This window comes from Methylobacterium sp. 190mf (assembly GCF_900107945.1).
GTDB lineage: Bacteria > Pseudomonadota > Alphaproteobacteria > Rhizobiales > Beijerinckiaceae > Methylobacterium.
In genome coordinates, this window is sequence record NZ_FNVI01000008.1 from 248,919 (window position 1) to 262,606 (window position 13,688).

Here is a 13,688-nt window from a genome sequence, read left to right on the forward strand (position 1 = left end):
AACCCTCCGCGCCCGTCCCGTCCATACATGCGCCGGACTGCCCGGCGCGGCACCGATATTCGGCCTTGCGAACGACGGAGATCACCGAATATTTGCGCAGAGGAGACAAATATTCGAAGCAGAGTTTTGCCCCGCGCGCGCCGTTAACCACGGTTTTCAATATTTCTGAAATTCGAGGCCGCTAATATGCGGATATAACCTGGGATTGAACTGCTACAATGATGACCCCCTCGACGAGAGCGAAGTAGCGAGACGCCGCGTTGGGACTGTATTCCAAGCTGCGGGCCGCACTCGCTGAAGATGCCCTCCTCGCGCGCTGCGTGAAGCGCTCGCTCGTCGACGGGCTGTATCAGCCGTTCGCGTCGCTCGCGGTCGGCGCCGCGTCCGGGACGATCGTCGCCACGGCCGCGGCGTTCTGGTCCGACGATCGCGCGATCACGGTGACCGCGTTCGCGGTCGGCCTGATCGGCCTCACCCGCATCGTGCTCGCTCGGATCTACCTGACGAAGGGGCCGCAGAAGCACGATCGTTACGAGCTCTGGGAGACCTACTTCTCCCTCGGCGCGTTCGCCTACGCCGCGTCGCTCGGCATCCTGTCGTTCCTCATCACGACGCGGTCGTCCAACCTCGCGCTCCAGGTCATCACCCCCACGTTCACGATCGGTTACGCCGCGGGCATCTCGGGCCGCAATGCGGGCCGCCCCCTGCTGGCCATCGCGCAGGTGCTCCTGTCGGCGATGCCGCTGTCGGCGGGCCTGCTCGTGTCGGGCGACGGCGAGCGGGCCTCGCTCGGCATCCTCTCGCTCCTGTTCGCCTACGGCATGATCGACATCACGCTCAGCACGCGCGAGATCATCGTGTCGGCCCTGGTGACGACGCGCGAGAAGGAGGCGCTCGCCGAGAAATTCCAGGCCCAGGCCAATCTCTTCGACATCGCGTTGCGCAACATGTCGCACGGACTGTGCATGTTCGACGCGCGCGGCCGGCTCCAGGTCTGGAACGACCAGTTCCTCTCGATATCGGGCATTCCCTCGAACCGCATCCACACCAATTCGACGGCCAAATCGCTGTACGCATTGAGCCGCGCCATCATCGATGAGCGAACCGCGGGGCGCGGCGCGACGCTCTCGACATTCTCGGCGGCGTCGAACGCGTTGAGGTCGGGAAACCTGGTCCTGATCCTCCCCGACGATCGCGTGGTCTCCCTGATGCAGCGGCGGACCGCCGAGAAGGGCTACGTGATCATCTTCGAGGACATCACCGAGCGGCGTCGGAGCGAAGCCCGCATCCAGCAGATGGCGCGTTACGACGATCTGACGGGCCTGCTCAATCGCAGCAGCTTCAAGGCCAAGGTCTCCCAGGCGCTGAAAGCCAGCGCCAGCAGCAAGGGCGATTTCGCGGTCCATCTGCTCGATCTCGACCACTTCAAGGTCATCAACGACACGCTGGGGCATCCGGCCGGAGACAGGTTGTTGCAGATGGTGGCGGACCGGCTGCGCGGGATCGGGGCGCTGTCCGGATCGGTCGCCCGCCTCGGCGGCGACGAGTTCGTCATCGTCCAGCAATCCGTCACGTCGCCGGCCGTCGCGGAGGATCTCGCGCAGCGCGTCCTGCACGAGCTGGAGCGACCTTTCGATATCGACGGCACCCACGTCACGGTCGGCGCCTCGATCGGCATCGCGATCGCCCCGTTCCATGCCAACGACGAGGACAGGCTGCTGAAATGCGCCGATATCGCCCTCTACGCCATCAAGGGGGCCGGCAGGAGCGGGTTCAAGATCTTCCAGCACGAGATGGAAGCGGCCACGCGCGCGCGGCACGCCCTCGAGTCCGATCTCCGGGCCGCCCTGACCAACGGCGAACTGGAGCTGCACTATCAGCCGATCGTCGACGCGAGCACCGGGGCGATCGTGAGCTGCGAGGCCCTGCTACGGTGGCAGCACCCCGTCTCCGGCTACATCCCGCCGTCGGACTTCATCCCGGTGGCCGAGGACACGGGGCTCATCGTCCAGCTGGGCGACTGGGTTCTGAACGAAGCGTGCCGCGAGGCCCGGAACTGGCCGTCGACCGTGAGCGTCGCGGTCAACATGTCGCCGCGTCAGTTCGGTGATCCGCAGCTGGCCTTCCACGTCATCGGCGCGCTGAACCGCTCCGGCCTCCCGGCGCATCGCCTGGAGCTCGAGATCACGGAGAGCGTGACGCTGGGCGCGACGCACAAGATCGTCGAGACCATCCACACGCTCCGCCAGCTCGGGATCCGCCTGTCGATCGACGATTTCGGAACCGGTTACTCGTCCCTGAGCTCCCTGAGAAACTTCGCCTTCGACAAGCTGAAGATCGACCGGTCGTTCGTGTGGGACCTGGACAGGAAGGCCGAGTCGACCGCGATCATCCGGGCGATCGTCGGGATGGGAAGGAGCATCGGGATGGCCATCGTCGTCGAGGGCGTCGAGACGGAGACGCAGCTCTCCATCCTCCGGGCCGAGGGCTGCGATCTGATCCAGGGCTACGTGTTCAGTCGTCCGGTCGCCGCATCCCAGATCCGGGCCATGCTCGCGGCCGCGGAGCCCGTGACGAAGCTAGCGAGCTGACCCCGCCGGCCCCCGCGCGGTCACCGTGCGGGCCTGAGCGGCCTGGGCTTTTCCCCTGAGCCTGTCCTGCGCCAGGACGAGCCGCTCCATGATGCTCAGATCCCTGTCCGTGAGATTCATCGCGGCGGCCGCCCAGACCGAGACGATCTTTCTCAGTTCCTCCAACGATATGCGATTGACCTCCCGGGCGGCTCGATAGATCGCCTGCTGCCCGTTGCGGCGCCGGTGGTTGCCGGCGATGTACGCGCGCACGGCCGCTTCGCCCTGGCCACGCTCGGCGAGGACGTGAACGATTCCCAGTTCGTGCATCTCCTCCGCGGTGTAGGTTCTCCCATCGAGGATCATCTCCTGAGCCCTGATGGTCCCCAGACGCCGGGCGAGGAAGCTGTAGGCCCCCATACCGGGGAAGAGCCCGAAGAGGATCTCCGGGAAGCCGAACTTGGTGCCCTTCTCGGCGATGATCACGTCGAACGAGAGCAGGCCCTCGAACCCCCCGCCCAGCGCGTCGCCCTGAACGAGGCCGATCGTGATGATCGGCAGGTTCAGCGCGTTCATGTTGCGATGAAGAACATCGACGCACGCGTTGCCGTAACCGACCAGCGCGGCCTCGTCGCCCGCGCGGATCTTGCTCGCGAACAGGCTCAGATCACCGCCGAGACTGAACACGCCGGGAAATCGTGAACCGAAGACAAAGTAGTTCAGGTCGAGGCTGCCGTTGCCGAAACCGCGCTCGATGCCATCCTGCAGGCGGCTGAAGTCGGCCAGCATCTCGGGATTCTGGCACGGGCGGCCCTGCGGGCGCATGAAGGCCCACAGGGTGCTGGTGTCGGTTTCGAGATTGACTTCGATCTGAGCGAGTTCGGAAAGGCCGTGGTCGGGAGACGAGACGGTCGGCGCGATCCGCTTCTCGCTCGGCCGCCGCGCGGCCGTCGGACGCCGTCGCAGCGGCACAGGACCAGGGTATGGCACCAAGTCTTTGGCGAGACCTGTAATAGACGCCATCGTATTCGGATCCGTTAAGTGATCCTTAACCGTATCTCAGCCGGCGTTGCGGAGCTAGGCAGCCGGAGCGGCCCTCCTCAGATAATTAAGCTTTGGTTAATGCCGGCCTTTTAGCCACCTTTGCTTGCGAGGCGGGCCTCTCCGGACGAGAGGCCCGCCGACGCCCCGGCGGCCGCCCTGACCCTCGACCTCCACGGCCTCGACGGCGCCGGCTCGGTCCGGCAGGATCGCGGACGGCAGGCGTGAAGCGGCACGCCCGCCGCTTCCGCGCGAGACCGGGTCCGCCGCGGGGACGCGCGGTCAACCGCGCGACGGACGCCTCAGCGGCACCCCGTAACGGCTCCGATCTCCGATCATGCGAGTCGGCGCAATGCTCGCTGCGCCGATCGCCGATCATGACGATTGCTGTCTCCATCCCCAGCAGTTGTATTATAGACGAGTAGCATACCAATAGTTGCACAATATTATCTGTTCGTTATAAATTTTCATGTCTATCGAGACCATGATCCGAGAGCGATCCGACGACGAGAGCGACGAGAAGCCGGCACTCTATCTATGGTTGACGACAGCGTTTCTCTATTTCTGCACCGCAGCTTCGACACTGAGCCTGGCCAGTAGCGGACACGACATCGCTGCCCTATGGCCGGCCAATGCCATTCTGGTCGCCCTGCTGCTCTCCCATGACAGGGTCCGATCGGGCACGGTGCTGAGCGCCGGATTGGCCGCGAACATCGCGGCCAATGTCCTGACGCGGGGCACTGTGCTCGGCCCCTTCCTGTACAGTCTCGCCAACCTCGCCGAGGTGATGTTGGCCGTCCGTCTCCTGCGAAGGACCTACGAGCAGGACGCCCTGCTGCAATCCACGAGATCCGCCCTGCGGTTCCTCGCGATCGCGGGATTGCTGGCACCGGCCGCGAGCGGCGTCCTGGGAGGCTTGACGGCGCATCTCGTCTTCGGCCAGCCCCTGTTGCGCTCGTTCGGCACCTGGGTCGCGAGCGACGGCCTGGGACTCATCGTCTTCACGCCCTTCCTGCTCTCGCTGTTCCGAGGCGATTACGCGCGTGCGCTCGCGGAGCGGAGCTGGCGGGACCGGCTCGAAGCGGCCGCCTTGCTCGTCCTCGCAGGCTCGGTCGCGTACGCGACCTTCTTCTGCACCAGCCGCCCCTTGCTGTTCCTGATCTTCCCGCCCCTCATCCTGATCGCTTTCCGGCTGGGCCGCCTGGGTGTCACCGCGGCCGTGATGGTCGTGGCCGTCATCGGAGGCGTCGCAACGATGTACGGTCGCGGGCCGATGGTCCTGATCGCGGCCGACGCCGTCACGCAGGCGCAGGCGTTCCAGGTGTTTCTGGCCTTCATCCTGCTGACCTGCCTGCCCGTCGCGGCGGAGGTCTCCGCGCGGGCGCGGCTCACGGCCGAGCTGGCCGCGCACGATCGGGAGATGACGAGGAGCGCCTTCACCGATTCCCTGACAGGACTGCTCAACCGTGCGGGCTTTGAGCATCAGATCGAGACCATCCTGCCCGTCAGGGCACTCCCGCCCGTCAGCCTGATCGCGATCGACATCGATCACTTCAAGCAGATCAACGACCGCTGGGGGCATCCGGCGGGCGATCGCGCGCTCGAGACTCTCGGATCGCTGCTCGCATCGCAGATCCGCCCGGGGGATCTGGTCGCGCGCCTCGGCGGCGACGAGTTCGTGATCCTTCTCCGCGAGAGCGACCTCGAGCGCGCCAGGGCGGTGTGCGAGCGGATCCGCGCGAGCGCACGCGCCTTGCCGTTCTCGACCGGTGCCGGGACCGAAGCGCCGGTCAGCCTGAGCATGGGCTTGGCCGTCGCGCGCGTGGGCGAGGGCTACGAAGCGCTGGCTCAGCGGGCCGACAGCGCTCTGTACGAGGCGAAGCACGCCGGCCGCGACGCCCTGCGATGGGCCGCCTGACTCCGGGATCGACCCTGACCGGCGGCGATCCGGGCCCGGTCGTTTGGCCGTGAAACGCCTGCCCCGTAGGATCGGCCGATGAGACGCCGCCACCTCGTCGGACCGATCCTCTGCGTCGCGCCGCTCGCCCTCCTCTTCGGGACGGCCGACGGTCCCGCGGGCTCCGCGGCCCCCGGCCTGGTGCCGCAGGCCGAGCGCGCGGATCTCGTCCGCGTGGAGAAGGCGCAACGGCGCCTGACGCTGCTGCGCGGCGGACGCGTCCTGGCGGTCTACCGCGTCTCGCTGGGCTTCGCGCCGATCGGCCCGAAGGCGATGGAGGGCGACGGCCGAACACCCGAGGGTCGCTACCGCATCGCGGGCAAGAACCCGGACAGCATCGCCCACCTCGCGCTGCGGATCTCCTATCCGGACGCCGCCGACCGCGCCGCGGCGTCCGCGGCCGGCGTGCCGCCCGGCGGAGACATCATGATCCACGGTCTGAGGAACGGCTTCTCCTGGGTCGGCCGCCTGCATCGTCTGATCGACTGGACGGATGGCTGCGTGGGCGTGACCAACGCCGAGGCCCGCGCGATCTACGCGCGGGTCGAGGTCGGCACGCCGATCGAGATCCGGAGCTGAGCGGGATCGGGCGTCGTCGGGCGGAGCGTTCGGGGCCGGACGGCGCGCGGCCGGGGCGCCTCAAGGCCCCGCATCCCCGGCGGCCGCGCCAGGACCCGCGGGCGGGCGCCACGGGAGCGGATCGAACGAGCGCCGGAGCGCCTCGAGGAACCGCTCCGTCCGGGCCGCGCGCGACCGCCGTTCCGAGCCGAGCAGGGCGACGACCGGCGCCGACGGCAGGGCGTAGCCTTCGAGCAGGCGCGCCAGCCGCCCCGCGCGCAGGTCGTCGGCGACATCCCATTCCGAGCGCACGATCACGCCGAGGCCCGCGAGGGCCCAGCCCCGCACCACGTCGCCGTCGTTGCTGACCAAGGCCGCATCCACCCTGACGCGGACCTCGGCGCCCTCCGCCGCGCGGAAGCGCCAGAGCGTCACGTCCTCGTCGTTCTCGCGCAGCGCGATGCAGGTGTGATCCCGCAGGTCGGCCGGCACGCGCGGGGCCGGATGCCGGGCCAGGTAGGCGGGCGCCGCGCAGAGGATCCGGTCGTTCGGCGCGAGGGCGCGCACGGTCAGGCTCGGGGTCGCCTCCCTGATCTCACCGACGTGGATCGCGAGGTCCCAGGTCTCGGACGGGATGCGGCCCAGGCGATCCGAGAGCAGCAGGTCGATCCGCACGCCCGGATGCCGCAGCCGGAACGCCGTCACGACCGGGGCCACGTAGCGGCGCCCGAAGCCGAGCGGGGCGACGACGCGCAGATGTCCGGTCACCGCGCCGACGCGCTCGGCCAGGGCGTCGGCGAGATCGTCGAAGGCGCCGAGGAGGTCGCGACCGCGCTCGGCCAGAAGCTCCCCCTCGTCGGTCAGCGTGAGGCCGCGGCCGGACCGGTCCACCAGATGGACCCGCAGCCGCTTCTCCAGGCTGCGCAGCCGCTGCGTCACGGCGGGGGGCGACACGTTCAGACTGCGCGCCGCGGCGGCCAGGGACGGGCTGGCCGCGACCGCGACGAAGAAGCGGAGATCGTCGGTGTCGAGCATTAAGGCCGACCTTAATCCAGAATGCCGAACAGATTAATGGCGTCTCGCGGTCCGGCATGATCTGTCACCCGGCAGCGAGACAGAGAGGCGTGGACATGCCGGAGACCGGAGTCGGGACGCAGGTGCCGTCAGCGGAGGCCGACGGGGCGTCGGGTCCTCTTCAGACACCGTGCCTTCTCCTGGACGAGGCGCGGCTGCGCGCGAACCTCGCGGGGCTGCGGGCGCACCTGGACCGGCTGGGCGTCGCCTTCCGGCCGCACCTGAAGACGGCGAAGTCGATCGACGTCGCCCGCCTGGCGATGACCGGTCCGGCCGGCCCGGCGATCGTCTCGACCCTGCGCGAGGCCGAGTACTTCGCCGAGGGCGGGGTCCGGGACATGATCTACGGCGTCGGCATCGCCCCGCAGAAGCTCGACCGCGTCGGAGCGGTCCGGCGCCGCTGGGGTGCGGACCTCGCCGTGGTGCTCGACTCGATCGAGCAGGCGGACGCGGTCGCCGCCTGGGCCGCGCGGACCGGCGACCGTCTACCGGTCCTGATCGAGGTCGACGCCGACGGGCATCGCTCCGGCGTGAAGCCGGCCGACGCGGCGCTGCTGGTGGCGATCGGGCGCGCGCTCGGCGCGGGGGCGGACCTGCGCGGCGTGCTGCTCCACGCCGGCGACAGCTACGGCCTCAGCGATCCCGAGGATCTCGCCGCGGCCGCGGAGGGCGAGCGCGCGGCGGCGGTGACGGCGGCCACCCTCCTGCGCGCGGCGGGCCTGCCGTGCCCGGTGGTGAGCGTCGGCTCGACCCCGACCGCGCGCTACGCCCGGAACCTCGACGGGATCACCGAGGTCCGTGCCGGCGTGTTCATGTTCGGCGACCTGTTCCAGGCCGGGGTCGGCTCCGTCGCGGTCGACGACATCGCGGTGAGCGTGCTCGCCACCGTGATCGGGCACCGCCGCGACAAGGGCTGGATCATCACCGATGCCGGCTGGATGGCGCTGTCGCGCGACCGGGGCACGGCCCGGCAGGCGGTCGATCAGGGCTACGGCGTGGTCTGCGACCGCGCCGGCCGCCCCTACCCGGACCTGATCGTCGCCGACGCCAACCAGGAGCACGGCATCCTCGCCCTGCGCCCGGGCTCCCGCGCCGCCCTCCCCGACCTGGCCCTCGGCGATCGTGTGCGCGTCCTGCCGAACCACGCCTGCGCGACGGGCGCCCAGTACGACCGCTACCACGTCCTCGACGCCGACGGGCGGGTCGCCGCCGTCTGGCCGCGCATCAATGGCTGGTAGGCGGCGCCGACCGTGACGTCGCGGATCGGGCGCCTCGCGAGCGCCCGGCGGCGCCGGACGCGGCGGGAGCCCGCCTGGACACCGCGAGGCGCGTGACCGCCGCCCTCCTCGGGGCGGCGCATGCCGCCCGCGCGCACTGACGCGCGCACTGACGCGCGCTCCGGGCCCGGTCGGCGCGGCCCGAGGCCCCCGGCACCGACGCCGCCCGATGCGGCGCCCGATACGGAAGGAGAAGCCCATCATGACAGCCCACCGGTTCGACGCCGTCCTGTTCGACCTCCTGACGGCCCTGCTCGACAGCTGGTCCCTGTGGGACTCGGTCGCCGGCAGCACGGAGGCCGGCCGCCGGTGGCGGGCCGAGTACCTGCGGATCACCTACCGGACGGGGGCGTACCAGCCCTACGAGGATCTCGTGGCGGAGGCCGCCGCGGCGGTGGGCCTGCCGCGCCGCCTCGCGGCGGACCTCGAGGATCGCTACGGCGAGCTCCGGCCCTGGCCCGGCGTGACGGAGACCCTGCAGGCGCTCGCGGCGCGCTCCGTGCGGCTCGGCGTCGTGACCAACTGCTCCGAACGTCTGGGTCGCATCGCCGCCGGCTGCCTGGGGGTCGAACTCGACGCGGTCGTCACGGCGGAGCGCGCCGGGTTCTACAAGCCCGATCCGCGTCCCTACCGGCTGGGACTGCAGGCCCTCGGGGTCGAGCCGGCGCGCTGCCTGTTCGTCGCGGGCTCGGCCTTCGACCTCGTGGGCACGGCGCAGGTGGGGCTGGCGACGTACTGGCACGACCGCGTGGGCATGGCGGCCCCGGACGGCGCGTCGCCCCCGCTGGCGCACGAGACCACCCTCGATCCGCTGCGCGCCTGGTTCGATCCGGGCGCGCGCTGACGCTGACCTTCTCCGGGCGCGGCGGGGGGAAGGCGGGGCGGGCGACGGGCCGGCAGAGGGCACCTCCCGACCCGCGCGAGGCGACCGCATGTGCCGCCGCGCACCGGGCGGCCCGGCGCGAGCTTTGCCTTTCGGCCGTCGCCCGGTCCATGTAGCCGCCCATGATCCGCCTCATCCCCAGCCTGCCCGCGGCCTACGTCATCGCGCGGGTGGTGTGGCCCCTGCCGGTGCCGCTCGCGCTCAGGCTCGGCCTCGCCGGGCTCCTCCTGGTCGCCTCCCAGTACCACCTGTGGAGCCGCCTCTCCTCCGGGTCGGTCTTCGCGCCCGAATTCCCGCGCCCGATCGTGATCCTGTTCAACTGGGCGTTCGGTGCGATCGCGCTGGCGGCGGTGATGCAGCTCGGCCTCGATGCCGTCGCGCTGATCTCGCTGGCTCTGCCCGGGGGCGGCTGGGCGATCCCGACCGCCTGGCGCATCGCGGTGGCCTCGACGGCCGCCGGCCTCTCGGCCGTCGCCGTGTGGCAGGCCGTGCGCGTGCCGCCCCTGAAAGACGTCCCGGTCGCGATCGCGGACCTGCCCCCCGGCCTCGACGGCTACACGATCCTGCACCTGACCGACCTGCATATCAGCCGCCTGTTCCCGGCCGCCTGGGCGCGGGCCGTCGTCGCGCGGGCCGACGCCCTCCAGGCCGACCTGATCGTCGTGACCGGCGACTTCATCGACGGTTCGCTGGAGGCCCGGCGAGACGACGTCGCGCCGCTGCGGGCCCTGCGCGCGCGCGACGGTGTCTGGGCCGTGCCCGGCAACCACGAGTACTTCTTCGACCACGATTCCTGGATGCGCCATCTCGCGGGCCTGGGGATCCGCGTCCTCGCCAACACCCACACGATCCTGAGGCGCGGGGGCGGCGCGCTGGTGCTGGCCGGCGTCACCGACCGCTCCGCGCCCGCCACGGGGCATCCGGGGCCCGACCTCGACGCGGCCCTGGCGGGCGCACCGCCGGGCGCGCCGATCGTTCTGCTGGATCACCAGCCGGCCAACGCCGCGCGGGCCGCGGCGCGCGGCGTGGCGCTCCAGCTCTCCGGCCACACCCACGGCGGCATGATCCGCGGCCTGGACCGGCTGGTGGCGCGCGGCAATTCCGGGTTCGTCTCGGGGGCGTACCGGGTCGGGGCCATGCGGCTCTACGTCAGCAACGGCACCGGGCTCTGGCCCGGCTTCGCCCTCCGGCTCGGGCGTCCGTCGGAGCTGACGCGGATCACCCTGCGGGCAGCCACCTGACGCGCGCGCGCCGCCGCGCGGCTTCTCGCACGGGTCAGCGATCCAGGCCCGGGAGGCCCCAGCGCCGGCCGAAGCCCGCATCGCCGGACACTCGGCTGTTTCCCCCGGGAGGGGCCATGTTCGTCGGAACGGCTACCCCGGGTCGCTGCCGGATCGCCCCCGCTCGGAAGCTGCCGGCCGGCTCGCGGGAGAAGAGCGGTGAGAGCGGCCCCTGCGCGCGTGCCGGACAGCGCCGGTCCCAGGACGAAGCCGGGCCTCGACGAAAGGTCAGGCCATCGCACCCTCGATTAATCCTTCTCGTCGTATCCCCCGGATACCATCTTGGCTCCGGCGAGGTCGAACAGTGCTGCAGGGGACCATATCGAATACCCAGCGCGAGGCACTCCGCCAGCAGGCGCTGGCCGAGATCGCCCTCCTCGACACGCCGCCGGAGCGCGAGTTCGATGCACTCGCCAAGCTCGCGCAGCGCATGCTCGGCACCGGCATGTCCTCGATCACCCTGATCGACCCGGAGCGCCAGTGGTTCAAGGCGCGTTGCGGTCCCTTGGCGGCCGAGACGCCGCGTGCCCAGGCGTTCTGCCCCGTCGTGTTCGAGACGGAGGCTCCGCTGATCGTGGCGGATGCCAGCCTCGACCCTCGCTTCGTGGCCAGCCCCTTCGTCACGAACGCCCCGTACATCCGCTACTACGCGGGCGTGCCGGTCCGCGTCCGGCAAGCCGACGGCGACAAGATCACGATCGGCACGCTCTGCGTCCTCGACGAACAGCCCCGCGAGCCGACGACGACAGACCTGGAGGTGCTCGAAGAGCTGGCCTGCATCGCGGAGGCCCTGATCGAGGCGCGCGCCGTGGCCCTGCGCGCAGCCGAGGCTGCCGAAGAGCGCCGGATGGCCGTCGAGGGCCTGGAGCGTGAGCGCCGCCAGTTCAAGCAGGCGGAGCGCATGGCCGAGATGGGCTCGTACCGCTACGATATCGAGACGCGGTCGACCTCCTGGTCGGACGGCGTCTTCGTCATTCACGAGCTGCCCGTCAGCGGCGGTGTGCCGATTGGCGCGATCATGAACTTCTTTCCCGAGCCCGATCGCGCCCTCTTCCGCGCGGCCGTCAGGCGCGTGCTGGACACGGGCGAGCCGTTCGAGATGGACGCCGATTTCGTGACCGCCAAGGGCAATGCCCGGCGCGTGCGGTGCTCCTGCGAGATCGAATTGGTCAAGGGTAAGCCCGTCGCCCTCATCGGCCTGATCCAGGACATCACCGAACGGCACAGCTTGGAGCAGCGTCTTCGCCATCAGGCGCGCACCGATGACCTGACGCAACTCGCCAACCGAGCCGAATTCCACCGCGCGCTCGACGCGCGGCTGCGCGAGGCGCGCGCTTCCGACGACGATGTGGCTGTCCTCCTGATCGACCTCGACGGCTTCAAGGGCGTGAACGATCGCCTCGGGCACGCGGCCGGCGACGAGGTTCTGCGTTGCGTAGCCGAGCGGTTGCGCGCGCCCTGCTACGCCGGTTGCTTCCCGGCACGGTTGGGGGGCGACGAGTTCGCGATCCTGGTGCCTGCCGGCTGCGATGGCGCGGGCGTGCAGGCGATGGTGCGGCGCCTCCTGCACGACCTCGAGATGGTCGTGAAAGGGCAGGGTCAGATCGCGCGGGTGACGGGAACGATCGGCCTCGCGCGGTCACGAGAGGCCGGACAGGACCGCGACGTGCTGCTGCGCCACGCCGACGCGGCCCTCTACGCCGCGAAGCGTAAGCAGAAGGGGACGGCTGAAACCTACTCGGCCGCGACGGATCCGACTGCCACGCCGGTTCGCGGCGCGTCCGCTCTCGAGTTGGCTCCTCACCGACGCCTCTGACGCGGAGACGGCCACACGACCCTCTGGCCCGGGTCCGGCGGACGAGGGCGCGGACGGGATGGGCGAAGGCGCGCGGAGATCGTCGCGCCGCCCGGAGCGGATGGCGAGGCGGCGGAAGCGCGCCGACCACGCCGGCGTGCGCGACGATCCAGCGGTGGCGTCCGAGATCCTCGCTGCCCTCGCCGCCGCGCCGTGCGATGCGCGGCGTGATGCTGCGGGATCGGCACGGGTGCCGGGAGCGACCCGGCCGCGACGAGGAGCGTGGCTCAAGAGGCCGTCACCACGCGGCTTGGAGGCCGGCGGTGAACACCTGGGCGGTGGCGCCCGGGCGGACGTCGCCGGTATAGCCCACCGACAGCCGCACGCCCTCGGCGACCGCCCCCGTCAGGCTCACCCCCAGAACCGCGCCATCCCGGCCCAGCGCGCTCGTCCGACCCGCGAACCCCGCCCCGAACAGGCTCGAGCGGATCAAAGCCGCCGTGTCGGCCAGCTCGTGCGCCCAGTACGCCCGACCCTCAAGCCGCAGGTCCGGAATGCCCGCCAACGCCCAACTCGTCACCCGCCCGCCGACCAGGCTGCGCGCCGCGTCGAGGTCGGCCACCGCGAAGCCCTGCCCGCCGAAGCCCTGCCCGACCAGACCGCCCCGCTCGGACACACGGCCCCGCGTCAGCCGGTCGTAGCTGAAGCCCACCTCCGGCACGACCTCGACCGGCAGGCCGGTCGCCAGCGCGTACCCGGCAAAGCCCGACACCCCGCCGTTCCAGCCCGACGACACCCCGCTCGCCTGCGACACCGCCGCGCCCAGCGCCACCGTCCGGTCCACCCGGCCGTCCGCGTACGACACCCCCGCCGTGCCCCGCAGCACCACGGCGCCGAGCCGCGTGCTCGCGTAGAGCGTGCCGCCGTAGCTGTCAGTGGTGAACCGCCCCAGCCCCGCGCCCCGCGACGTGCCGCCCGCGCGCAGGTAGCTGAACGCACCGCCGACCTGCGTGTCCGCCCCGACCTGGCGGTCGACGCCCATCAGCAGCCCGCCCGCGTCGAACCCGGCGCCCGTGGCCGCCCGGTCGCCGGCGCGCGCGCCGAACCCGTACAGCGCGTCGGCCCAGACCCGGCCCTCGCCCACCCCAAGCGGCGCCGCCGCCGCCCCGGCGCCGCCGCGCACCTGCAGCGCCGTGCGGTTCGGGCCCGGGCCCGGATCGCCCGCGCTGAACGCGCCCGCGCCCCCGCCCAGC

At 71.1% G+C, this 13,688-nt stretch carries 10 protein-coding genes and 1 pseudogene; 7 read left to right on the forward strand and 4 right to left on the reverse strand.

Features of this window, described 5'->3' with window-relative positions; genetic code table 11:
* The first annotated feature begins 260 nt into the window (after positions 1-260).
* Complete coding sequence (locus C4T42_RS12215) at positions 261-2,591, forward strand: EAL domain-containing protein (protein ID WP_020094930.1); 2,331 nt, start codon at positions 261-263, stop codon at positions 2,589-2,591.
* On the opposite strand, the gene C4T42_RS12220 is transcribed toward C4T42_RS12215, so the two are convergent.
* Positions 2,580-3,593, reverse strand: a complete 1,014-nt coding sequence (locus C4T42_RS12220; RefSeq protein WP_091681712.1) for a crotonase/enoyl-CoA hydratase family protein — start codon at positions 3,591-3,593, stop codon at positions 2,580-2,582. The genes C4T42_RS12215 and C4T42_RS12220 overlap by 12 nt on opposite strands.
* Before the next feature lie 487 nt (positions 3,594-4,080).
* Here C4T42_RS12220 and C4T42_RS12225 point away from each other — a divergent pair, with 487 nt between their 5' ends.
* Both C4T42_RS12225 and C4T42_RS12230 read left to right on the forward strand, forming a co-directional pair.
* Positions 4,081-5,529: a GGDEF domain-containing protein gene (locus C4T42_RS12225; protein ID WP_081636520.1), complete on the forward strand. Its 1,449-nt coding sequence runs from the start codon at positions 4,081-4,083 to the stop codon at positions 5,527-5,529.
* A 78-nt stretch (positions 5,530-5,607) separates the two neighbouring features.
* The gene (locus C4T42_RS12230; protein ID WP_020094933.1) at positions 5,608-6,147 is read left to right on the forward strand and encodes a L,D-transpeptidase family protein; all 540 of its coding nucleotides are present in this window, start codon (positions 5,608-5,610) and stop codon (positions 6,145-6,147) included.
* Between the two features lie 60 nt (positions 6,148-6,207).
* Here C4T42_RS12230 and C4T42_RS12235 read toward each other — a convergent pair whose 3' ends face one another.
* Complete coding sequence (locus tag C4T42_RS12235) at positions 6,208-7,161, reverse strand: LysR family transcriptional regulator (RefSeq protein WP_020094934.1); 954 nt, start codon at positions 7,159-7,161, stop codon at positions 6,208-6,210.
* A 95-nt stretch (positions 7,162-7,256) separates the two neighbouring features.
* Between C4T42_RS12235 and C4T42_RS12240 the strand changes: the two genes are divergently transcribed.
* The 4 genes from C4T42_RS12240 (at position 7,257) to C4T42_RS12255 (ending at position 12,456) form a co-directional block, all read left to right on the forward strand.
* Positions 7,257-8,438, forward strand: coding sequence for an alanine racemase (locus C4T42_RS12240; RefSeq protein WP_020094935.1), 1,182 nt, complete (start codon positions 7,257-7,259; stop codon positions 8,436-8,438).
* 241 nt (positions 8,439-8,679) lie between these two features.
* Entirely contained in the window at positions 8,680-9,321 is a 642-nt protein-coding gene (locus C4T42_RS12245) for an HAD-IA family hydrolase (protein WP_020094936.1), read from the forward strand.
* Between the two features lie 161 nt (positions 9,322-9,482).
* On the forward strand, positions 9,483-10,601 hold the full coding sequence (locus tag C4T42_RS12250) for a metallophosphoesterase (RefSeq protein WP_020094937.1): 1,119 nt from the start codon (positions 9,483-9,485) through the stop codon (positions 10,599-10,601).
* A 358-nt stretch (positions 10,602-10,959) separates the two neighbouring features.
* Complete coding sequence (locus C4T42_RS12255; protein ID WP_081636521.1) at positions 10,960-12,456, forward strand: diguanylate cyclase; 1,497 nt, start codon at positions 10,960-10,962, stop codon at positions 12,454-12,456.
* Positions 12,457-12,531: 75 nt separating this feature from the next.
* Here C4T42_RS12255 and C4T42_RS12260 read toward each other — a convergent pair.
* A pseudogene (locus tag C4T42_RS12260) lies at positions 12,532-12,682 on the reverse strand (IS5/IS1182 family transposase); the annotation flags it as partial.
* 51 nt (positions 12,683-12,733) lie between these two features.
* Positions 12,734-13,688 (reverse strand): autotransporter outer membrane beta-barrel domain-containing protein (locus C4T42_RS12265; RefSeq protein ID WP_146073998.1); only part of this gene is annotated, 955 nt, incomplete at its 5' end.